The organism is Serpentinicella sp. ANB-PHB4 (assembly GCF_031432315.1).
GTDB lineage: Bacteria > Bacillota > Clostridia > Peptostreptococcales > Natronincolaceae > Serpentinicella.
Window position 1 is genome coordinate 98,654 of sequence record NZ_JAVKGO010000001.1, and the last position, 21,441, is coordinate 120,094.

25 protein-coding genes are annotated in these 21,441 nt (G+C 31.8%); all 25 read left to right on the forward strand.

Features of this window, described 5'->3' with window-relative positions; translation table 11 throughout:
• Positions 1-18: 18 nt before the first annotated feature.
• A complete protein-coding gene (dnaJ, locus tag RH915_RS00570) occupies positions 19-1,152 on the forward strand; it encodes a molecular chaperone DnaJ (RefSeq protein ID WP_310477292.1) in 1,134 nt (377 codons plus the stop codon).
• Between the two features lie 169 nt (positions 1,153-1,321).
• Positions 1,322-2,275: a 50S ribosomal protein L11 methyltransferase gene (gene prmA, locus RH915_RS00575; RefSeq protein WP_310477293.1), complete on the forward strand. Its 954-nt coding sequence runs from the start codon at positions 1,322-1,324 to the stop codon at positions 2,273-2,275.
• Complete coding sequence (locus RH915_RS00580) at positions 2,268-3,029, forward strand: 16S rRNA (uracil(1498)-N(3))-methyltransferase (protein ID WP_310477294.1); 762 nt, start codon at positions 2,268-2,270, stop codon at positions 3,027-3,029. The genes prmA and RH915_RS00580 overlap by 8 nt, the downstream gene beginning before the upstream one ends.
• On the forward strand, positions 3,030-4,328 hold the full coding sequence (gene mtaB, locus RH915_RS00585) for a tRNA (N(6)-L-threonylcarbamoyladenosine(37)-C(2))-methylthiotransferase MtaB (RefSeq protein WP_310477295.1): 1,299 nt from the start codon (positions 3,030-3,032) through the stop codon (positions 4,326-4,328).
• A gap of 77 nt (positions 4,329-4,405) precedes the next feature.
• Positions 4,406-4,753: a histidine triad nucleotide-binding protein gene (locus RH915_RS00590; RefSeq protein ID WP_310477296.1), complete on the forward strand. Its 348-nt coding sequence runs from the start codon at positions 4,406-4,408 to the stop codon at positions 4,751-4,753.
• Positions 4,754-4,882: 129 nt separating this feature from the next.
• A complete protein-coding gene (gene rpsU / locus RH915_RS00595) occupies positions 4,883-5,065 on the forward strand; it encodes a 30S ribosomal protein S21 (protein ID WP_310477297.1) in 183 nt (60 codons plus the stop codon).
• A 32-nt stretch (positions 5,066-5,097) separates the two neighbouring features.
• Entirely contained in the window at positions 5,098-5,541 is a 444-nt protein-coding gene (locus RH915_RS00600; protein WP_310477298.1) for a GatB/YqeY domain-containing protein, read from the forward strand.
• Positions 5,542-5,638: 97 nt separating this feature from the next.
• Positions 5,639-6,937 carry an NfeD family protein gene (locus tag RH915_RS00605; RefSeq protein ID WP_310477299.1) on the forward strand — a complete coding sequence of 433 codons (1,299 nt, stop codon included), beginning with the start codon at positions 5,639-5,641 and terminating at the stop codon, positions 6,935-6,937.
• 19 nt (positions 6,938-6,956) lie between these two features.
• Positions 6,957-7,946: a flotillin-like protein FloA gene (floA, locus tag RH915_RS00610; protein ID WP_310477300.1), complete on the forward strand. Its 990-nt coding sequence runs from the start codon at positions 6,957-6,959 to the stop codon at positions 7,944-7,946.
• A gap of 30 nt (positions 7,947-7,976) precedes the next feature.
• Entirely contained in the window at positions 7,977-8,489 is a 513-nt protein-coding gene (locus tag RH915_RS00615) for a hypothetical protein (protein ID WP_310477301.1), read from the forward strand.
• Positions 8,490-8,609: 120 nt separating this feature from the next.
• Entirely contained in the window at positions 8,610-8,882 is a 273-nt protein-coding gene (gene yqfC, locus RH915_RS00620; protein WP_310477302.1) for a sporulation protein YqfC, read from the forward strand.
• 15 nt (positions 8,883-8,897) lie between these two features.
• A complete protein-coding gene (gene yqfD, locus RH915_RS00625; RefSeq protein WP_310477303.1) occupies positions 8,898-10,109 on the forward strand; it encodes a sporulation protein YqfD in 1,212 nt (403 codons plus the stop codon).
• Complete coding sequence (locus RH915_RS00630; protein ID WP_310477304.1) at positions 10,106-11,068, forward strand: PhoH family protein; 963 nt, start codon at positions 10,106-10,108, stop codon at positions 11,066-11,068. The genes yqfD and RH915_RS00630 overlap by 4 nt, the downstream gene beginning before the upstream one ends.
• A gap of 34 nt (positions 11,069-11,102) precedes the next feature.
• Complete coding sequence (locus tag RH915_RS00635) at positions 11,103-13,217, forward strand: HD family phosphohydrolase (protein WP_310477305.1); 2,115 nt, start codon at positions 11,103-11,105, stop codon at positions 13,215-13,217.
• Positions 13,201-13,647 (forward strand): rRNA maturation RNase YbeY, encoded by a 447-nt coding sequence (gene ybeY / locus RH915_RS00640; RefSeq protein WP_310477306.1) that lies wholly within the window; start codon positions 13,201-13,203, stop codon positions 13,645-13,647. Before RH915_RS00635 ends, ybeY begins: the two co-directional genes overlap by 17 nt.
• A 15-nt stretch (positions 13,648-13,662) precedes the next feature.
• Positions 13,663-14,361, forward strand: a complete 699-nt coding sequence (locus RH915_RS00645) for a diacylglycerol kinase (protein ID WP_310477307.1) — start codon at positions 13,663-13,665, stop codon at positions 14,359-14,361.
• An 18-nt stretch (positions 14,362-14,379) separates the two neighbouring features.
• On the forward strand, positions 14,380-15,438 hold the full coding sequence (locus RH915_RS00650; protein ID WP_310477308.1) for a DUF3048 domain-containing protein: 1,059 nt from the start codon (positions 14,380-14,382) through the stop codon (positions 15,436-15,438).
• A 23-nt stretch (positions 15,439-15,461) separates the two neighbouring features.
• Positions 15,462-15,869: a cytidine deaminase gene (locus RH915_RS00655; protein ID WP_310477309.1), complete on the forward strand. Its 408-nt coding sequence runs from the start codon at positions 15,462-15,464 to the stop codon at positions 15,867-15,869.
• Positions 15,869-16,756 (forward strand): GTPase Era, encoded by an 888-nt coding sequence (era, locus tag RH915_RS00660; RefSeq protein ID WP_310477310.1) that lies wholly within the window; start codon positions 15,869-15,871, stop codon positions 16,754-16,756. The genes RH915_RS00655 and era overlap by 1 nt, the downstream gene beginning before the upstream one ends.
• Before the next feature lie 83 nt (positions 16,757-16,839).
• Positions 16,840-17,001 (forward strand): hypothetical protein, encoded by a 162-nt coding sequence (locus RH915_RS00665; protein WP_310477311.1) that lies wholly within the window; start codon positions 16,840-16,842, stop codon positions 16,999-17,001.
• Positions 17,002-17,023: 22 nt separating this feature from the next.
• Positions 17,024-17,773, forward strand: a complete 750-nt coding sequence (gene recO / locus RH915_RS00670; protein WP_310477312.1) for a DNA repair protein RecO — start codon at positions 17,024-17,026, stop codon at positions 17,771-17,773.
• Between the two features lies 1 nt (position 17,774).
• Positions 17,775-18,254: a DUF4342 domain-containing protein gene (locus RH915_RS00675; RefSeq protein WP_310477313.1), complete on the forward strand. Its 480-nt coding sequence runs from the start codon at positions 17,775-17,777 to the stop codon at positions 18,252-18,254.
• A gap of 124 nt (positions 18,255-18,378) precedes the next feature.
• On the forward strand, positions 18,379-19,770 hold the full coding sequence (locus RH915_RS00680; protein ID WP_310477314.1) for a glycine--tRNA ligase: 1,392 nt from the start codon (positions 18,379-18,381) through the stop codon (positions 19,768-19,770).
• Positions 19,771-19,912: 142 nt separating this feature from the next.
• On the forward strand, positions 19,913-20,554 hold the full coding sequence (locus tag RH915_RS00685) for a helix-turn-helix transcriptional regulator (RefSeq protein WP_310477737.1): 642 nt from the start codon (positions 19,913-19,915) through the stop codon (positions 20,552-20,554).
• 11 nt (positions 20,555-20,565) lie between these two features.
• Positions 20,566-21,405: a pyruvate, water dikinase regulatory protein gene (locus tag RH915_RS00690; protein WP_331618228.1), complete on the forward strand. Its 840-nt coding sequence runs from the start codon at positions 20,566-20,568 to the stop codon at positions 21,403-21,405.
• The last annotated feature ends 36 nt before the right edge of the window (positions 21,406-21,441 follow it).

Genomic DNA, 21,441 nt, shown 5'->3' on the forward strand with positions numbered 1-21,441 from the left:
TAGTTGGGCGGTGAAAAAGTGAGTAAAAGAGACTTTTATGAGGTGCTGGGTGTTGATAGAAATGCAGCGCCAGATGAAATAAAAAGAGCATATAGAAAATTGGCTATGAAATATCATCCCGATAAAAACAAGGGAGATCAGACTGCTGAAACAAAGTTTAAAGAAATAAATGAAGCATATGAAGTTCTTGGAGATCAAGAAAAGAAACAAAGGTATGACCAGTTTGGTCACGCTGGAGTAAATGGCAATGGGGCTAGTGGATTTGAAGGCTTCGGTGGTGGCGGATTTGAGGACATTTTTGGTGATATATTTGACATTTTTGGCGGTGGTGGCTTTTCATCCTCAAGAAGGCAGAGAGGTCCCCGTAAAGGTGCTGACGTAAAGTATGAGCAATCTATCACATTTGAAGAAGCAGCTTTTGGAGTAGAAAAAACGATAAAATTCCATAAAGAAGAAGACTGTAAAGATTGTAATGGAAGTGGGGCTGCTTCTGGCTCTACTTCAAAAACTTGTCCTGACTGTAATGGAAAAGGAGAGGTGCGTTTTGCACAACGAACTCCTTTAGGCCAAATAGTTAATGTTAGACCTTGTACAAAATGTGCTGGTGAAGGAAAAATTATAGAAAAACCTTGTCCTAAATGTAATGGTAAGGGGACAGAAAGAAAGCTAAAGTCTATAAAAGTTAAGATTCCAGCAGGAGTAGATACTGGATCTGTTATATCAATAAGAGGTGAAGGAGAGTTAGGACAGCAGGGAGGCCCTCCTGGAGACCTATATGTTGTTATTAATGTAATGCCTCATAAGATATTTGAAAGAGACGGTTTAAACGTATATTGTGAAATTCCGATTACTTTTGCCCAGGCAGTTTTAGGAGATGAATTAGAAGTCCCGACATTAGAAGGACGAGTAAAGTACAAAATTCCTGAAGGTACACAAACTGGCACAATTTTTAGACTTAAATCTAAAGGTATTTCCAGTCCAAGAAACTATGGAAAAGGGGATCAGTTCGTTAAAGTTGTTGTTGAGGTGCCAAAGAAACTGACAGAGAAACAAAAAGATATTATTAAACAATTTGCTTCAGAGGGTGGAGAAGATATCCACGAACAAAGAAAAACTTTTTTTGATAAAGTAAAAGATGTTTTTGGGGTTTAAATATTAAAAATCACTTCGCCACTTGTGAAGTGATTTTTTAAAGTGTAGCCTGAGCGAATACGTTATATATTTGCTCTTAAAAATATCAATGGAAATGTAGATGAATGAGATACCATTTGTGTTATAACTTTTTAAAAATAACACATATTATTTTAAAGGATGTGATCGTTTGAAATGGATTGAAGTGTCAATAAAAACCACTACAGAGGCAGTAGAGGCAGTTTCAAACATTCTATATGATGCAGGAGTTACAGGCGTAGTTATTGTGGATCCACACGACCTTACTGTAAGTAATACTAGCAACCATACTTGGGATTATATTGATGAGAGCATATATAACCTAGAATATGAAGGGGCAGTAATTAAAGGGTACTTATCACAATCTTCGGATTTAAACGATAAAATCAAGTTAATTGAAGATCTAGTTAATTTACTACCAAGCTATGGATTGGATATAGGAATTGGAGAAGTTACGACCCTTGTCGTAGATGAAGAAGAGTGGGCTACAGCGTGGAAGCAATATTATAAAACAACAAAGATTAGTAAAAACATTGTAATAAAGCCCTCTTGGGAAGAATATGAAAACTTACCTAATGAACTAGTTATAGAGTTAGATCCTGGAATGGCTTTTGGAACAGGAACTCATGAAACGACTATAATGTGTACTCAAGAACTAGAAAAACACATTAAAGAAAGATCAACAGTATTTGATATAGGTTGTGGTAGTGGTATTTTATCTGTTGCAGCTGCAAAATTAGGTGCTGAAAAAGTAATCGCTGTAGATCTAGATGAAGTAGCAGTTAATGTGACTAAGGAAAATATTCAAAAAAACAGTGTTGGTAATCAAGTTACTGTTAGACATGGCGATTTAATGAGTGTTGTTGATGAAAAAGCAGATATTATAGTTGCTAATATTATAGCGGATATTATTATAATACTAAGTAAAGATATTAAACCATATTTAAACCAGGAAGGGATATTTATTGCTTCTGGAATCATACTAGATAAACTACAAGATGTAAAAAAAGCACTGACAACAAATGGGTTTGATATTTTAGATATAAAAACAAAAGGGGAATGGGCAGCTATAGTATCAAAAGTTAGGGATGAACGACATGAATAGATTTTTTGTTCCCATAAATCAAGTTAATGATGAAGAAAAAGTAATAAAGATACTAAACGAAGATGTACACCATATCTCAAAAGTACTTAGGTTGTCTAATGGGGATCTAATAGAAGTAAGTGATGGACAAAAAAATGTGTATTATGGTAAAATCATTTCTATTACAAAAGAAGAAGTTTTAGTAGAGATAGCTAAACATGAATCCTTAAATACTGAGCCTAGAGTTAACATAACCTTATTTCAGTCCGTACCCAAAAGTACAAAAATGGACTGGATCACCCAAAAAGCAACAGAATTAGGTGTCAACAAAATTGTACCAGTAATTACAAAACGAACAGTGGTAAACTTTAAGACTGACAAAGATAAAGAAAAGAAAAAACAAAGATGGACAAAAATTGTAACAGAGGCAGCTAAACAGTCCAAAAGAGGAAAAATCCCAGATGTAGACATGCCAATATCATTTCATCATTCAATAGAAATGAGCAAAAACTACGATCTTAATATTTTAGCATATGAAAATGAAAAGCAAATAGGAATTAAGAAGTTATTACGTGATATTAATAACGAAGAGATAATAAACATTGGAGTATGGATTGGACCAGAAGGTGGATTTGACCATAGTGAAATTCAAATGATAGAAGATAAGAATATAGAAATGATTACTCTTGGACCTCGTATTTTACGCACTGAAACAGCTGGAGCGGTTTTAATAAGTACAATTATGTACGAGCTAGGAGATTTAGGAGGATATTAATTGAAGACAGTAGCTTTTCATACACTTGGGTGTAAGGTTAACCAATATGAAACACAAGCTATGAGTGAGTTGTTTGAAAAGAATGATTACACCGTAATTGAAGATACTAAAAAGTCTGATGTTTATGTCATCAATACGTGTACAGTTACAAATATGGGTGATAAAAAGTCAAGACAGTTTATTAGAAGAGTAAAGAGAATAAATCCAGATGCAATTATAGCAGTAGTAGGATGTTATGCGCAAACATCACCTGAAGAAGTTGAAAAAATCGAAGGTGTTAATATTATAATAGGCACAAATCAACGAAACAAAATTGTTGAATTAGTGGAAGATGCGTCTATTAAACAAAAGATTAATGTTGTAGACGATATTATGAAGGTAGATCAATTTGAAGAGATGTCTATACAAGAAATAAAGGAAAAAACAAGAGTGGTTTTAAAGATACAAGAAGGTTGTAATCAATACTGCTCCTATTGTATTATTCCTTATGCAAGAGGAAGAATACGTAGTAGAAATAAGGAAGAAATAGTTAAGGAAGTAGAGAACTTAGTCAAAAATGGTTTTAAAGAGATTGTTTTAACGGGAATACATGTTGCTTCCTACGGAAAAGACTGGAATGAAGAAAATTCACTATTATCTTTACTTTTACATTTAAATAATATAGAGGGTTTAAAGAGATTGAGACTAAGCTCATTAGAACCAACACTATTCAATGAACACTTCACAATCAAACTTTCTCAACTGGAAAAAGTTTGCCCTCACTTCCATTTATCTTTACAGAGTGGATGCAATAAAACACTAAAGGATATGAATAGAAAATATACAACTCAACAGTATAGAGAAATCGTTAAAAGGATTAGAAAAATTTATCCAGATGTATCCTTAACAACCGACATTATAGTAGGGTTTCCTGGAGAAACAGAAAAAGACTTTGAAGAAACATATGAATTTGTAAAAGAAATGGAATTTAGTGATGTTCATGTATTTAAGTTTTCACCAAGAAATGGAACTCCAGCAGCAGAATTTAAAGGACAAGTAGATGGCTCATTGAAAAATGATAGAAGTGTTAGATTGATAAAATTAGTAGAGAATATGAAGAGAGCGTATTTAGATAAATTTATTGGCAAAACAGTAGAAGTTTTAATTGAAAATGACTCAAAGGATAAAAAAGGTTATGTGGAAGGGACTACAGATAATTATATAAAAGTAGTTTGTAAAGCAGAAGGACAAGATGGTCAGCTAATAAAAGTGTGCTTAAAAAGCATCAAAAATGGCTATATTGAAGGCGAGATAGTTTAATTTTAGTAATTAAGATTAAAGGAATTTTTGCTTTTTTGTGGAATATGCTTTATATAGGTTAAAGAGGAGGTGTACAAATGAGTGAATGTATTTTTTGTAAAATTCTCAATAAAGAAATACCATCTGAAATTGTTTTTGAAAACGATGAAGTCCTTGCGTTTAATGATGTAAATCCTCAGGCACCTACCCATATTTTGATTATTCCTAAAAAGCATATTAGTTCTTTCTCAGACTTCAGTGAAGAAGATATGGGGAGTATTTTGCCCAAAGTTTTTCTAGCAGTAAAATATATCACAGAAAAACTTGACCTTAAAAAAGAAGGTTATAGAATAGTAAACAATTGTGGAAAAAATGGTGGGCAGACTGTAGGGCATATACATTTTCATTTGCTTGCCGGAAGACAACTTCAATGGCCACCAGGCTAAAAAAAAACATTGCATAACTAGTTATTTTGAGGTATAATAACGAAGTATTGTAAAGATCCCACTTGCACATCGAACTTATATTTATTATAAATAAAGTTCAGCAGGTGCTCGCGGAGGGAGGGAGAAATAATGTCAGAGATTAAAATAAAAGATAATGAATCTTTAGATAATGCTCTACGTAGGTTTAAACGTCAATGCGCTAAATCAGGCGTACTTTCCGAAGTAAGAAAAAGATCGCATTATGAAAAACCAAGCGTAAAGCGTAAGAAAAAGGCTGAGGCAGCTCGTAAGAAAAACACTAAAAGATTCTAAATCTAATAATATAAGATAAAAGAGGTGAATAAATGACCCTCAAAGAGCAGTTAACAAATGATTTAAAAGAAGCCATGAAATCTAAAAATAAGCTACAAAAGAATGTAATAACTATGATACGTTCTGATATAAAGCAAATTGAGGTAGATAAGCGTATAGAGCTTAATGATGATGAGGTAATTGAAATTATATCTCGCCAATTAAAGCAACGTAGAGACGCTGCTGATGAGTTCTTAAATGGTGGAAGAGAAGATTTAGCTCAGCAAGTAAAAGAAGAAGCAGAAATTTTACTTAATTACTTACCTGCTCAAATGACAGAAGACGAAATAAAAGAAATAGTTAAAAATACGGTTAGTGAGCTAGGCGCTGTATCCATAAAGGATATGGGTAAGGTAATGGCGGCTGTGATGCCCAAACTTAAAGGCCGAGCAGATGGCAAAATCGTAAATCAAACAGTAAAGCAAATGTTGACATAAAAATTAACCCGATTTATGGGTTAATTTTTTTTATTTTAGTTTAAATTAGAAGAAAGGTTATATATATTATAGTATACTAAATTTAGGAGGTGTTACTGTGGCAAAAAAACTTGTGAAATTTATATTAATTATAGTTGTTGTTTTTTCTATTATGGTACCTAATACATATAGTGAACAAGATGAACAAAGCGTATATATAATTCCTATTCGTGGTGAAATAGGGCCTGCAATGAGTCGATATGTAAAAAACTCGATTGAAGAAATAGAAAGTAACAATAATGTAACAGCTATAATTTTTGAAATTGATACTTATGGTGGTAGAATTGATTCTGCGGAAGAAATTAGTATGATGATTAAAAAATCAAATATTCCTACAATAACCCTTGTTAACACAAAAGCAGAATCCGCAGGTGTACTATTGACGATCTCGGGAGATAATATAGCAATGGCACCCGGAAGTACAATAGGCTCAGCTGAAACTATTCCAAACACAGAAAAGGTTTTATCTATGTGGGTTAGCATGCTAAGAAGTGTAGCTATTGAGCAAGGGAGAGATCCAGATATTATTGCTTCAATGGCAGATAAGAGCATATATATACCTGAAGTTATAGAAGAGGGACGATTACTTAATTTAACAGCAAGAGAAGCATTAGACTTAAATATAACTGATATAGTTGCTAGTGAGTATGATAAGATATTAGATGAATTCAATATTGAATATACAATAGTGAAAGAAATGGATATTGCAAGAAGTGTTCTTATATCACAAATTCTTTCAAGTTCAACAGTAGCACCAATATTATTAACTTTAGGATTTATTGGATTAGTTATAGAAATATTTACAGCAGGTTTTGGTTTAGGGGGCACAATAAGCTTAGTTTCCTTTGCCTTATATTTTGGAGGAAGCATACTGGCAGGAAATGCTAGTTTTGCAGTATTGTTAATATTTGTTGTAGGGCTTATTTTGTTAGGAATAGAGGCTATAGCACCCGGCTTTGGGATTCCTGGGGTTGGTGGAATAACAGCTATTGTTATTAGTATCATTTTAGCTTCAAGTAGTACTACCACGGCTGTGATTTCCCTTATAGTTGCGTTTACTCTATCGATTGTAACATTTATTATTTTATTAAAGTATGGACCCAAAAATATCTATTTTAATAAAATAATTTTAAATGAAAACCTAGATAAAGAAAAAGGCTATTCTTCATCATCAGATCAAAAAATATTACTAAATAAAACCGGTATAGTTGTAAAAACTTTACGGCCATCGGGAAAAGTAGAAATAGATAACGAATTAATTGATGTTGTAGCTGAAGAAGGATTTGTTGATATAGATAGCGAAGTTAAAGTTGTTAAAGTAGAAGGAAGTAAAATTGTAGTAAGAAAAATTAACTAAATTAAAAGGAGGATGTTTTATGCCAGAATTAGTAGGATTAATTATTGTATTAGCTATTATTTTTATAATTGGCTCAATAATTTTAAGCCTAGTTCCAGTAGGTTTATGGTTTACAGCATATTTTTCAGGGGTAAGAATAGGAATATTTACTTTAATAGGAATGCGTTTTAGAAGAGTAAAACCAGCTAGAATAGTAAATCCCCTTATTAAAGCAACAAAAGCAGGTTTAGAATTTAATATTGACAAATTAGAAGCGCATTATTTAGCAGGTGGGGATGTCAACAGCGTAGTAGATGCATTAATTGCTGCACAAAGAGCAGATATTAGTTTAGAATTCGAAAGAGCTGCTGCAATTGACTTAGCAGGACGACAAGTTTTAGAAGCAGTACAGGTTAGTGTAAATCCTAAAGTTATTGAAACACCTAAAATTGCAGCTGTAGCAAAAGATGGGATTGAGGTTATGGCTAGGGCACGTGTAACAGTAAGAGCCAATATAGAAAGGTTAGTTGGGGGTGCTGGAGAAGAAACTATTATTGCTAGAGTTGGTGAGGGTATAGTAACAACAGTAGGGTCCGCTTCTTCACACAAGGCAGTACTAGAAAATCCTGACCTTATATCCAGAACAGTCTTAGGAAAAGGTCTTGATTCAGGTACTGCATATGAAATTTTATCTATAGACATTGCTGACATTGATATTGGAAGAAATATCGGTGCCCAGCTACAGACAGACCAAGCAGATGCAGACAAACGAATTGCTCAGGCAAAAGCTGAAGAAAGAAGGGCAATGGCTGTAGCAAAAGAACAAGAAATGAAAGCATCTGTAGAGGAAATGAGAGCCAAAGTAGTTGGAGCAGAAGCAGAAGTACCTTTAGCTTTAGCTCAAGCATTAAAGGATGGAAAATTGGGAGTAATGGATTATTACAATATGAAAAACATATTAGCGGATACCTCTATGAGAGAATCTATTTCTAACGTCTCACAAACTGATATGGAGAACGATCAAGAATAGGATTCAATAAAAAGGAAGTGAACAATAGATATGGAATCCATATTAATATTTATTGCCATAGCTGTAATTACATCTTTGTTTAATAAAGATAAAAAAGCACCTGAAAGAAAACCATTAGATAAACCGACATTAGATCGTGATCTAACAGATATAGAGCCTTTACAAAATGAGGATATACAATCAGAGTATGATATCCCAGATAAGACAACCAGAGCAGATTACGACAAAGATATTTCCGATGATTATAATTATGTTGATTACGAAGTAGAGTTAAACCAAGAGGTTATTCAACGCTACGAACCAAATAACACAGATATTCATCAAGAGTATAATCAAACAACAACCATAGATACTGATTTAAAGGATGTTATAAAAGAAGAAGTCGTTAAGAAACAATCGAACAAGAAACCATCAAAAGTTGTTGATAAAAACTATGTAACAAAACAAAGAGTGAAGACTTTTAATGTTAGTAGAAATGCGTTAATTCAAGGGATAATAATGTCAGAAATTCTTGACAAACCAAAAAGTCTCAAAAATAAATAGTCAAATGTGCAATTAACAGAAATGAGTCTGAAAATACTTTCAGACTCATTTTTCATTTCCCAAATAGGTCTATATACATATAAAAATGCATAGAAATTGAATATATAGGAGGTGAGCCATGTGAATAAATCTGAAGAAATTAAAAAAAGTTTAGCAGAATTACTAGAACTACCAAAAGATGTAATGTTAGATCTCCCAAAAATAACCTTAATTGGCCAACTCCAGGTTTACATAGAAAATCATAAAGGAATTTTAGAGTATAGTACTACTAGAATAAGAATTAACACAAAAAATGGAATCTTAAGAGTATCCGGTAAAAATTTAACAATAAAAAATATAATTGTTGAGGAAATTGTAATAGTTGGAGAAATTTCACAGGTTGAATTTGACTAGCTAAGGAGTGGAATAATGATAATTGTTTCTTTATGGAATTATTTAAGAGGCTATGTTATTATAAAAATAGAAGGACTGGCATTAGAACGTTTTATTAATACTTGTATAGGTGAACAAATCTACCTATGGGATATTAAAAGAATTAACTATACAACTTTAGAAGCAAAAGTTGGTCTGCGTGGCTTTAGGCAGATGAGAAAGATAGTAAAAAAAACAGGGTGTAAAGTTTATATATCCAATAAAAGTGGGTATCCTTTTTGGTATAGTAAAGTAAAAAAGAGGAAAATGCTTTTCTTTGGGGCATTTTTTTCTTTAATTTTTATAACGATTATATCGAGTTTTATATTTAAGATAGAAGTGATTGGTAACGAAAAAATAAGTGATGAAGAGATTTATGCTGTATTAAAAGAATCAGGACTTAAAATTGGAAAGAATAAATACCAGATGGATATACGAAGTATAGAGAACGATCTATTATTAAATATAGAAAATTTAGCTTGGGCCGGTGTTGATATTAAGGGAACCACGGCTAGAGTAGAAATTGTAGAAAGAACTGAAACACCAATACAAATAGATAAAGAAACTCCCTGTAATGTTGTTGCATCGAAAAATGGTGTAATTAAAAGTGTCATAGCACGTAATGGTGAATCTATAGTATCCGAGGGTGATATTGTTCGGCCCGGAGACATAATAATATCAGGAATTATAGAAAGAGAAACTCTAGAAGAACCTGTACTAGTTCATGCTTATGGAGAAGTTTATGCAAAAACATATTATGAAACAACAAAGTTTATGAAATTAATAGAAACAAAAAAGCAAAAAACAGGAGAGAAGATATCGAGAAGAACAATTAAATTAGGTGATATGAGTTTAGCGATAAGTAGAGGCAACATTCCCTATGATACATTTATAGTAGAAAAAAATGCCAAAAGACCATTGAGTTGGAGGAATTTAAGTATTCCTGTAGAAATTATAACAGAAGAATACTATGAAGCAACAGAGACTAAAGAAGAGCTAGATATTAATGTAGCAAAAGCAGACTTACATGAAAAAGCAGTCAGAGAGTTAGTAAAAGAAATACCAGAAGATGCTGAACTACTTGACTCAATTATTTCTTTTGAACAAAAAAACAACGTGCTATATATAGATTTAATTATTGAAACATTAGAAGAAATCGGTAAAAAAAGTGCACTAGTAGAAAAGGATTATGAGGAGGATAATACTTGAAAGAAGAGCAAAAAAAATTAACCATTGATAATGAAGCGTTTTTAAGGGAACTTTTTGGTGATTTTGACGAAAATAAAAAACACATTAAAAATATACTTGGTGTAGATTTTGTATTAAGAGAAAATGAATTAGTTTTAATTGGGGATAAAAAAAATCTAGTTTTAGGAGAGCAACTAGTTAACACCTTATTAAAAGTAAAAGAACAAGGAGAAAGCTTAACTAGGCAAAAAATAGATTATATAATGAACTTATTACTAGAAGGAAGTCCAAATACATCTGATATTTTAAATGTGGATACAATCCTAGTAACCCACAAAGGGAAGCCTTTAAAGGCCAAAACCTTGGGACAAAAAAATTATCTTAATGTTATTAAAGATAAAGATTTAACCTTTGGAATAGGGCCTGCAGGAACCGGAAAAACATACTTAGCCGTAGCTATGGCTTATAAAGCTTTTAAAGAACAGTTAGTTAATCGCATTATATTAACACGCCCAGCCGTAGAGGCTGGTGAAAGTTTAGGTTTTTTGCCCGGTGACCTAAAAGATAAAGTAGATCCTTACTTAAGGCCATTGTATGACTCCTTATATGATATGATGGGACAAGAAAAATTTATGAAGTACATGGAACGGGGTGTAATAGAAGTTGCCCCATTAGCGTATATGAGGGGACGAACCTTAAATAATGCTTTTATAATTTTAGATGAAGCGCAAAATACAACACAAGAACAAATGAAAATGTTTATGACCCGACTAGGTATCGGTTCAAAAGCTGTAGTAACAGGAGATATTACTCAGGTAGATCTTCCAAGAGGAAAATTTTCAGGTTTAAAAAATGCTATAGATGTATTAAAGGGGATCGATGATATAGGATTTTGTTATCTAACGGATAAAGATGTGGTACGTCATCAATTAGTTCAGAAGATTATTAAAGCATATGAACAGCATGATATGCATAATTAAAATAGCTAATGAATAACTCTCTGGGGGTTAAATTATGAACATTCGAGCTGTATTTAAGGACAAGTTGAGCAATAACTATATTACTAAATGGTTAAGTAAAGCTTATGTAAAACAATTACTTGTCGCTATGTTCTTTTTCGTATCTGTTGTAGGTATATTATTATATAATCTTATGCCTGATAAATATGATTTAGATATTGGACAAAATTCACCAGTGGATATATATGCGCCAAAGGATATCGAAAATAGGTGGGAGACGGAGAGACTAAAGGCAGAGGCAGCAGAATCCGTTGATCTAATTTATACAGTTAACTTAGGGATTCATGGAGAAGTTAAAAGTGACATTGAGGAATTTTTTAACTTCTTTATTAAAGTACAAGAGGATGAAGATTTAGAGTATGAAGAAAAAGTAGAACTTTTAATCAATGAAAATCCCTTAGGATTACAAGGGGAATACTTCCAGGATATTGTTAATGTTGAAAAGGAAAGATTAAGTTATCTCCAGGATTATATAACCGAAATTACAGCTCAAAGAATGAATGATGGTATAAAAGTAGAAGATATAGATTATCAAAAATCAGTTATAAATGAATATATTTCCACGTTCGATGACTTTGATCAGGAATTAAAATATTTAGCCTATGACATAGTTAATACGACTATTCGCCCTAATCAATTTCTTGATTTAGAGATAACACAACAGTATAAAGAAGAGGCTATTCAAAATATTGATAGAGTGATGATTAGAAAAGATGAATTAGTAATAAGAGAAGGCGAAGTAATAACCTTTGAAAAATATAGACTACTAGGTGAATTGGGAGTATTAGAAGAAGATGGAAAAATTGACCTTATGCTGTATTTAGGGGTTATGGCAATTAGTATTATTTTATTATTATTAATAATAGCTTACATCTATGTATTTAATAAAAGCCTACTAGAGCGAGTAGATTTGCTAATAATGATTACGATCATTTTTATAAGCACATTACTTATAGCAGAAGCAATTTCTACTATATCTATTTATTTGATCCCTTTAGGTGCATCTGCTATGTTATTATCTATTTTGATTGAACCAAGACTTGCTTTATTAATAAATATATGCTTGACAATATTAATTGGCATATTAATTGGCAATGATATTATATTTATTTCTATGGCAATAGTAGGAGGTACAGCTGGTGTTTTTAGCGTATTAAATACACAACAAAGATCTTATATAATAATTTCAGGATTAGCTATAAGCATAGTTAATATTATTACAATAATAGGTATAGGATTTATATACAGTCATGAAGTTTCAAAAGTTTTAACTTTTGGTATGTATAGTTTTATAAATGGTATTTTATGTGCCATCTTAACAATCGGCACATTACCGCTTTGGGAAAACCTATTTAATATTGTAACACCATTGAAGTTATTGGAATTATCAAACCCAAATCATCCGCTGTTGAAAAAGCTACTTATAGAAGCTCCTGGGACCTATCATCACAGCATAATTGTTGGGAACTTGAGTGAATCTGCAACAAATGCCCTTGGCGGAAATGCACTTTTAGCAAGAGTTGGTTCATTTTATCATGACATAGGAAAAACAAAACGCCCTTACTTTTTTAAAGAAAATCAACTTACTTCTGAAAATCCACATGATAAAATTAATCCAGCTTTAAGTAGCTTAATCATAACTAGTCATGTAAAGGATGGAGTAGAATTAGCTAAGAAATATAAATTACCAAAGGAAATAATCGATTTTATAGCACAACATCATGGTGATACCCTTGTCGCATATTTTTATCATAAGGCTAAAACAAGTGAAGAAGACATCAGAATAGAAGAACATCGATTTAGATATAATGGTCCTAGACCTAATAAAAAAGAGACTGCAATAGTAATGTTAGCTGATTCTGTAGAAGCGGCAGTAAGAAGCCTATCTAGTCACTCTAAAGAAAAAATTGAGACTTTAATAACCAAAATTATTAATGAAAAGCAAGAAGCTGGTCAATTAGATGAAAGTGATCTAACACTAAAAGAAATATCAATAATTAAAGAAACATTTATTAAAGTTATATTAGGTATTTTTCATGAGAGAATTGAATATCCGGAGTTAGATATAAAAGAACTGAAAGGAAAAAAAGCATATGAATCTAGAAATTAGCAATAGACAAAACATCGTAGAGTTAGAGGATAACATGATAGCTATGTTTAATGAGTTAGCTATAGAGAGTCTTAAATATGAAGGCTGGGATGAAGATTTCGAAATAAGTTTGTCATTAGTAGATAATGATGAAATAAAAGAATTAAATAAAACATTCCGTGGAAAAGATTCATCTACGGATGTTTTATCTTTTCCGTTATACGAAGCGTCAATGGAAGAAAAGCTACTTGGAGACATTGTAATTTCAATTGAAAAGGCAATAGAACAAGCAAAAGAATATAATCATACAATTACAAGGGAGTTAGGATTTCTTTTTGTGCACAGCATGCTACATCTTATGGGATATGACCATAATGATGAAGAAAATACTAAAAATATGCGAAAAAAAGAAGAAGCAATATTACAAAATCTAGGGCTAATAAGAAAGTAAAAGAGGTAACTAGCTATGAAAATGCGAAAGCTAATTGACAGTTTTAACTATGCCTTTGAAGGCATAATATATGCGTTGAAAACCCAAAGAAATATGAAGATTCATTTCCTTGCAGCTACTGCTATTTTAGTATTGAGTTTATTTTACAACTTGACTAGGGTAGAAATGATACTACTAGTGTTTACTATATCATTGGTTATTATAACTGAGATGATTAATACATCTATAGAATCGACAATTGATTTAATAACGGATCGATACCATATATTTGCAAAAATTGCCAAAAACGTAGCAGCTGGTGCGGTTTTAATTGCTTCAATTAATGCGCTCATAGTAGCTTATTTAATTTTTTTTCATAGGATAAATCCCTATACACACATTGTTTTGAACAGAGTAAGACAGTCACCAATACATATAACTTTTATTACATTTATAATTGTTGTTTTCCTGACAATTGCACTAAAAGCACACTTTGCAAGAGGTACAGCATTGCAGGGGGGCATGCCTAGCGGACACGCAGGAGTTGCGTTTACCTTAGCTATATCTATTACATTCATATCAGAGAATATGTTTATAGCTACTTTGGCAATACTAATGGCACTACTAGTATGCCAGAGCAGAATTGAATCAAAAATACATACTGTATATGAAGTAATTGCAGGAGCAATACTAGGAACACTAATAACCATTATATTTTTTCAAATATTTAATTAATATAAATGAGGTGATAGCTTGAAAAAACTTAATTTAAAGATAGGGATTATAATAGTGATTTTATTAACTACAATAATGTTTGGTTGTTCGGATAAAGAGATTGTTCAATATGATGGTCAGAAGGATCATGCGTCAACGGAGATAGAGAGTACAAAAGAAGGTAAAGCTCCGAGCCCGCTAACCGGCGAATGGATTGATGAAAAAATAGCCAATAGAAGACCCGTAAGTATTATGATTAACAACCATCGTGTTGCATTACCCCAAAGTGGAATTTCACAAGCAGATATACTCTATGAAGCAATAACTGAAGGTGGTATTACAAGATTAGTAGCTGTATTCCAAGATTTTGATGCTGAAAAGATTGGACCTATTAGAAGTGCTAGACACTATTTTTTAAATATTCCTTTAGATCATGATGCAATGTATGTACATCATGGAGGTAGTAGAGAAGCAATGGATGCAATTCAAAAGCTTAAACCAGCCAGTTTGAATACACTTTCTAGTCTCGAAAGCATAATGACATGGCGTGATCCTAAGCGAGCAAGTCAGAGTGGAATGTTAGAACATAGTCTTTATACAAGTGCAGAAAGAATACACAATGGTTGGGAAAATATCGGATTTAGAAAAGAATTATCAGAAGACACTCCAAGGGTTTTTTCATTTACAGATGAGTTAAATGTGATTGGAGAAGAAGCAACAAGTGTGACTATACCATTTTCTCAAAGCTATACTTCGGTATTCGAGTATAATATTGAAAAAGGAATTTATGTAAAAAGTCATCATAATCAACCTCATATTGATGATAACAATAACGAACAATTAACTTTTAAAAATATAATTATACAATACACAGATACTAACTTAATTAATAATGGACCAAGACTAGATATGAAATTAGTTGGACAAGGTGAAGGCATATATATAACTGATGGAAAGGCAACATCAATTTCATGGAAAAAAGCAGATACACATACGCCAACACAGTTCTTTGATTGTGATGGAAATAGATTGAAGTTAAATAGAGGAAAAACTTATGTTGCTTTATTTCCTAGCAATAGATCAGTTAGTTATAAATAGACAATCAGGAGGATTAAGACAATATGGAATATAAGTTACTTGTAAAAAAAGCAATAGAATCAAGAGAAAAAGCATACACACCTTATTCAAATTTTAAAGTTGGTGCAGCGCTTCAAACAAAAAGTGGGAAAATCTATACCGGTTGTAATATTGAGTGTGCTTCTTATGGGGCAACAAATTGCGCGGAAAGAACAGCTATTTATAAAGCAGTTTCAGAAGGTGATAAAGAAATACTTGCAATTGCAGTTGTTGGTGCACCAGAAGAATACACATATCCATGTGGAATATGTCGTCAGGTAATTGTTGAGTTTGGTAAAGAAATAAAAATTATTATTGCACAGACGGAAGAAGATTATAAAGTTTATAATATAAAGGAATTACTACCTAATTCCTTTTCACCAGAAGACTTGACAGAAAGGGAGTGTACCTAGTGGCGTTTAAATCAGGGTTTGTATCCATTATTGGTAGGCCAAATGTCGGTAAATCAACTTTAATGAATTATATAATTGGAGAAAAAATTGCTATTATGTCTGATAAACCGCAGACAACTAGAAATAAAATACAAAGCATTTACACAGATGAAGAATTACAGATTATTTTTATCGATACACCAGGCATGCATAAACCAAAACATAAACTTGGCGAATACATGGTAAATACAGCAACACAAACATTAAAAGATGTAGACGTAGTTTTATTTGTAGTTGATAATTCAAAAGAGATTGGTCCTGGAGACAGGCACATTATCGAACAATTAAAAGAAACTAGAACACCAGTTATTCTTGTAATGAATAAAATAGACTTAATGAATCCTGAATCATTTAAAAACCTTTATAATTTGTATGAACAAGAAGGTGTATTTAAAGATATAATTGGAATATCTGCCCTCGAAGGTGCAAATATTAGTTCATTAATACATAAAATAAGTGATTATTTGGATGAAGGACCTAAATATTTTCCAGACGACATGATTACAGATCAACCTGAAAAAGTAATTGTTGCAGAAATAATAAGAGAAAAAGTTTTGCACTATATTGATCAAGAAATTCCTCATGGTGTAGCAGTTGAAATAACATCTATGAAATATAGAGAAGAAAAAGATATTGTAGATATTAATGCCACAATATACTGTGAAAAAAAGTCACATAAAGGAATTATAATAGGAAAAAATGGAAGAAAGCTAAAAGGAATAGGAAAAAGTGCTAGACAAGATATTGAAACATTGCTTGGTTCAAAAGTATATCTAGAGTTATGGGTTAAAATCAAAGAAGATTGGCGCAATAGTCAATCAACATTAAGAAACTTTGGCTTTGAATAAATTATAACAATTTTTTCAATGAATATTCCTCTTCAACTTACAGAAAATAATGCTAAATATCTGTAAGAAAGGGGACTTAATTTATGATAAATGAACAAATGTGGAAAATATTTAAGGCATCCGGAAATATAGAGGCTTTTATGTATGTAAAAACATATAATGAATTTAATCAGCAACAAAATAATTATAAATCCCAAGAAATCACTCAACTGGATGAAACAAAGTTTGTAAACGAAAGTCAATAAAGAATATGTGGGGCAAAAAAATATGCTTGTCAATACAGATGGAATTGTACTAAAAAGTTCTAAATTCAATGAAAATGATAGCTTAATAGTTATTTTTACAAGAAAATTAGGGAAAATAAGTGCTGTTGCAAAAGGCTCGAGACGTCCAAAAAGTAATTTATTATCAGGTGTACAGCCTTTTTGTCACAGTGAGTTTATACTTTACAAGGGAAAAAGTTTATACACGGTATCACAATGCGATGTCAAAAACATTAACTATAAACTAAGAGAAAATTTAGATGTACTTTCATATGCAACATACTTTCTAGAACTTGTATCAGCAGAAACAAATGAAGGACAAACAAATAATCGTCTATTTAACTTATTAGGAAAAACCCTCTTATTATTATCTAAAGATAACATCGAAATTGATACCATAGTAAGATGCTTTGAATTAAAGTTTCTTGACTATACTGGATACAAACCTCATTTGGAAAGTTGTGTAAATTGCAACTGTTTACGGTCCGAAAAATGGATGTTTAGTTCTGAACGTGGAGGATTATTGTGTGGTCAATGTCAAAATTACCAAGATGGTACCATTATTTCTACTTACACAATTAAATTAGCTAAATACTTACTATTTAAAGATATTACTGAAATTCAAAAACTCAAAATAAGTAATTTTCTAAATGAACAATTAAAAAAAGTTTTAAAACATTATATTTTTGTGCATATTAATAAACATAACTTTAAAAGCTTAAACTTAATTGAAAAAACATATAGGAGTGAGTAGAATGGAAGTAAATTTAGAGATGATAGATACAATTCGAGAAAGAACTGGTGTTTCTTATAGAAAAGCAAAGGAAGCATTAGAAAAAACAAATGGTAATCTTGTAGATGCACTAATAATTATAGAAGAAGAGCCTAAGAAAGATTGGAGTAAAAATGTAAGTGATACAAGCAATGAGATTATAGAAAAATTAAAAAAATTAATAGAAAAAGGAAATGTTACAAAAGTGATCGTTAAAAGAGAAGGCGAAACGCTAATGAATATACCTGTTACAGCAGGTGCTATAGGTGTAATACTTGCTCCTTTGGCAGCTTTATTAGGAGTATCTGCTGCATTGCTAACAAAAACAAAAATTGAAATAGTGAAGAACGATGGAGAAGTGGTTGACCTGGGTAATATAGCAGTAAATAAAATGAACGACGTTAAAAACAACTTTGAAAATATTGAAGAAACATTAGACAATCTAAATGATACAGATTATTAGATCGAATCATTGACAAAAAAGTCATTATTTGATAAATTTTTATTAAGATTTGGAAGATAAGTAAAGTCTTTCGTTCCGGAGTTTGGGGTGAAAGACTTATTTTTAGTTTTTAGGAGGAGAGCAGATGGTAACATCAGAGAAAACGATGGACAAAATAGTATCATTAGCAAAGTCTAGAGGCTTTGTATTTCCAGGTTCAGAAATATATGGTGGGCTAGCAAATACATGGGACTATGGACCTTTAGGAGTAGAATTAAAAAACAACGTTAAAAAAGCATGGTGGAAGAAATTTATACAACAGAGTCCATATAATGTAGGTTTAGATTCAGCTATTTTAATGAATCCTAAGACATGGGTAGCATCAGGGCATGTAGGTGGATTTAATGATCCTTTAATGGATTGTAAAAAATGTAGAGCAAGACATCGAGCGGATAAATTGATAGAAGATTATTACCATAATAAAGGTGAAGATGAAATTGTCGATGGTTGGACTAATGAACAAATGAAGGACTTTATAGAAGAAAATAAAATAGTTTGCCCTGAGTGTGGTAAAAAAGAGTTTACAGATATCAGACAGTTTAACTTAATGTTTAAAACATACCAAGGAGTAACAGAGGATACAAGTACAGAATTATTTATGCGTCCAGAAACAGCACAAGGAATTTTTGTGAATTTTAAAAATGTACAAAGAGCCTCCCGAAAAAAAGTGCCTTTTGGAATCGGACAGATTGGTAAGTCCTTTAGAAATGAAATTACACCAGGTAACTTTACTTTTAGAACAAGAGAATTCGAACAAATGGAGCTAGAGTTTTTCTGCAAACCAGGAGAAGATCTAGAGTGGTTTAAATATTGGTTAGATTACTGTGAAAACTGGTTATTAAACCTAAATATTAATAAAGATAATATAAGACTGAGAGATCATTCAGAAGAGGAGTTATCTCATTACAGCAATGCTACCACAGATATAGAATTTAGGTTCCCATTTGGTTGGGGAGAGCTATGGGGTATTGCAGATAGAACAGACTATGATTTAAAACAACATAGCGAACACTCAGGTATTGACTTTACATATACAGATCCTGTTACAAATGAAAAATACGTGCCTTATTGTATAGAACCATCATTAGGAGCTGATAGAGTTACGTTAGCATTTTTAGTTGATGCATACACAGAAGAAGTTATTGATGAGAAGGATACAAGAGTATTATTAAAATTACATCCTGCATTAGCACCATTTAAAGCCGCTATCCTACCATTAACAAAGAAGCTAAAGGATGAAGCTTTAGAACTTTACAGTACGCTATCAAGTAAATTTGTGGTCGATTATGATGATGCTGGCAGTATCGGAAAAAGGTATAGAAGACATGATGAAGTCGGAACGCCTTACTGCATAACTTTTGATTTTGATTCTCTAGAAGACAAGTCCGTTACCGTAAGAGACAGAGATACAATGAAGCAAGATAGAATAAAAATTGAGGAACTAGAAGCATATTTAGAAGAAAGGTTACAATTCTAAATTAATATTAATCAGTCGAAGTTTCAAAATTCGACTGATTTTTTTACAAAAATATAAAAAATATATAGAAAAAATTGAATAAATGTGGTAAATTATTTATATGCTGTAGCATAATTAATAAATAGTGTATCACAATAGTGAGGTGATCATAATTCAACTTACGAGTAGACAAAAAAAGATAGTTGATATTGTAAAAGAACATCAACCGATAACAAGTGAGCATATTGCAAAATATCTTACAGTAACAAGAGCTGCTTTAAGACCTGACCTTTCAATACTTACTATGACAGGTGTCTTAGATGCAAGACCGAAAGTAGGTTATTTTTATTTAGGACTTCCTAAAAACAATCAACTATTGGAAGAAGTTTCAACCATTAAAGTTAAAGATATTATGTCACTTCCCATTGTAGTTACAGAAGAAACGACTGTTTATGACACCATAGTCACGTTGTTTTTAGAAGATGTTGGTACTATATACGTTAGTTCGGCAGGGGACTTAAGCGGTGTAGTATCTAGAAAGGATTTATTAAAAAGTGTTATTGGCGGAGTCGACATGAATAAGATGCCAGTTGGAATGATTATGACCAGAAAACCTATAATAACAATAACTCAAGAAGAAAATGTGATGATTGCAGCAAATAAAATTATCGAAAACGAAATCGATAGTCTGCCTGTTGTTGAGTTAAGTGATGACGATAATAAAACTAAAACTAAGTACAATGTCATTGGAAGAATTTCAAAAAGTAATATAACTAAACTTTTTGTAGAGTTATGTAAAAGTTAGGAGGCGTTATGGTGGAAAACAAAAACGAACAACTGGTAATTTATATTGTCTCAGATTCAATTGGAGAAACAGCAGAACAAGTTGCTAAAGCAACTATTAGTCAGTTTAATATGACAGATTATGAGATTAGAAGATATCCTTTTATAAGTGAAAAAAATCAAATTAAAGAAATTATAGATGAAGCTAAGGAATTTAAATCAATTATAATTTTCACAATGGTATTAGATGAATTAAAAACTTTTTTAATAGAGTACGGAAGTAAGAACGAAGCAACCTTAATAGACGTACTATCACCAGTGCTTTCAGGGTTTCAAAATGTTTTAAACATAGAGCCTAAAAAAGAGCCAGGATTAATACGTAAGTTAGATGAAAAATACTTTAAAAAGATTGAAGCTATAGAATTTGCAGTAAAATATGATGATGGGAAAGATCCTAGGGGCTTAAAAAAGGCTGATTTAATATTAACAGGAATTTCTAGGACTTCAAAAACACCTTTAAGTATGTATCTTGCACATAAGCATATAAAAGTGGCCAATGTACCTTTAGTTCCAGAAACCCCCATACCAAGGGAATTGTACGAAGTACCACCTTGGAAAATTATAGGATTAACTACTAATCCAATTAAACTAATTGAAATAAGACAAGAAAGGCTAAAGGCTTTAGGTCTAAAAAGTGAAGCAAACTACGCAAGTGTAGAGCGTATTTTAGAAGAATTAGATTATGCAGAAAATATCATGAAAAGACTTAGATGTCCTATTATTGATGTTTCATCAAAAGCAGTAGAAGAAAGTGCAAGTATTATAATAGAAATTTTTAGAGAAAAGGGTCATCAATTTAGTAATGGTAGGTAATAATTAAAAATTTATTATAAATGCTATAAATAATTT

Coding starts and splice junctions, on each gene's coding strand:
- RH915_RS00580 (WP_310477294.1), top strand. CDS start 2,268: ATGAATAGATTTTTTGTTCCCATAAATCAAGTTAATGATGAAGAAAAA.
- RH915_RS00590 (WP_310477296.1), top strand. CDS start 4,406: ATGAGTGAATGTATTTTTTGTAAAATTCTCAATAAAGAAATACCATCT.
- rpsU (WP_310477297.1), top strand. CDS start 4,883: ATGTCAGAGATTAAAATAAAAGATAATGAATCTTTAGATAATGCTCTA.
- RH915_RS00600 (WP_310477298.1), top strand. CDS start 5,098: ATGACCCTCAAAGAGCAGTTAACAAATGATTTAAAAGAAGCCATGAAA.
- floA (WP_310477300.1), top strand. CDS start 6,957: ATGCCAGAATTAGTAGGATTAATTATTGTATTAGCTATTATTTTTATA.
- RH915_RS00615 (WP_310477301.1), top strand. CDS start 7,977: ATGGAATCCATATTAATATTTATTGCCATAGCTGTAATTACATCTTTG.
- yqfD (WP_310477303.1), top strand. CDS start 8,898: ATGATAATTGTTTCTTTATGGAATTATTTAAGAGGCTATGTTATTATA.
- RH915_RS00635 (WP_310477305.1), top strand. CDS start 11,103: ATGAACATTCGAGCTGTATTTAAGGACAAGTTGAGCAATAACTATATT.
- ybeY (WP_310477306.1), top strand. CDS start 13,201: ATGAATCTAGAAATTAGCAATAGACAAAACATCGTAGAGTTAGAGGAT.
- RH915_RS00645 (WP_310477307.1), top strand. CDS start 13,663: ATGAAAATGCGAAAGCTAATTGACAGTTTTAACTATGCCTTTGAAGGC.
- RH915_RS00655 (WP_310477309.1), top strand. CDS start 15,462: ATGGAATATAAGTTACTTGTAAAAAAAGCAATAGAATCAAGAGAAAAA.
- RH915_RS00665 (WP_310477311.1), top strand. CDS start 16,840: ATGATAAATGAACAAATGTGGAAAATATTTAAGGCATCCGGAAATATA.
- recO (WP_310477312.1), top strand. CDS start 17,024: ATGCTTGTCAATACAGATGGAATTGTACTAAAAAGTTCTAAATTCAAT.
- RH915_RS00675 (WP_310477313.1), top strand. CDS start 17,775: ATGGAAGTAAATTTAGAGATGATAGATACAATTCGAGAAAGAACTGGT.
- RH915_RS00680 (WP_310477314.1), top strand. CDS start 18,379: ATGGTAACATCAGAGAAAACGATGGACAAAATAGTATCATTAGCAAAG.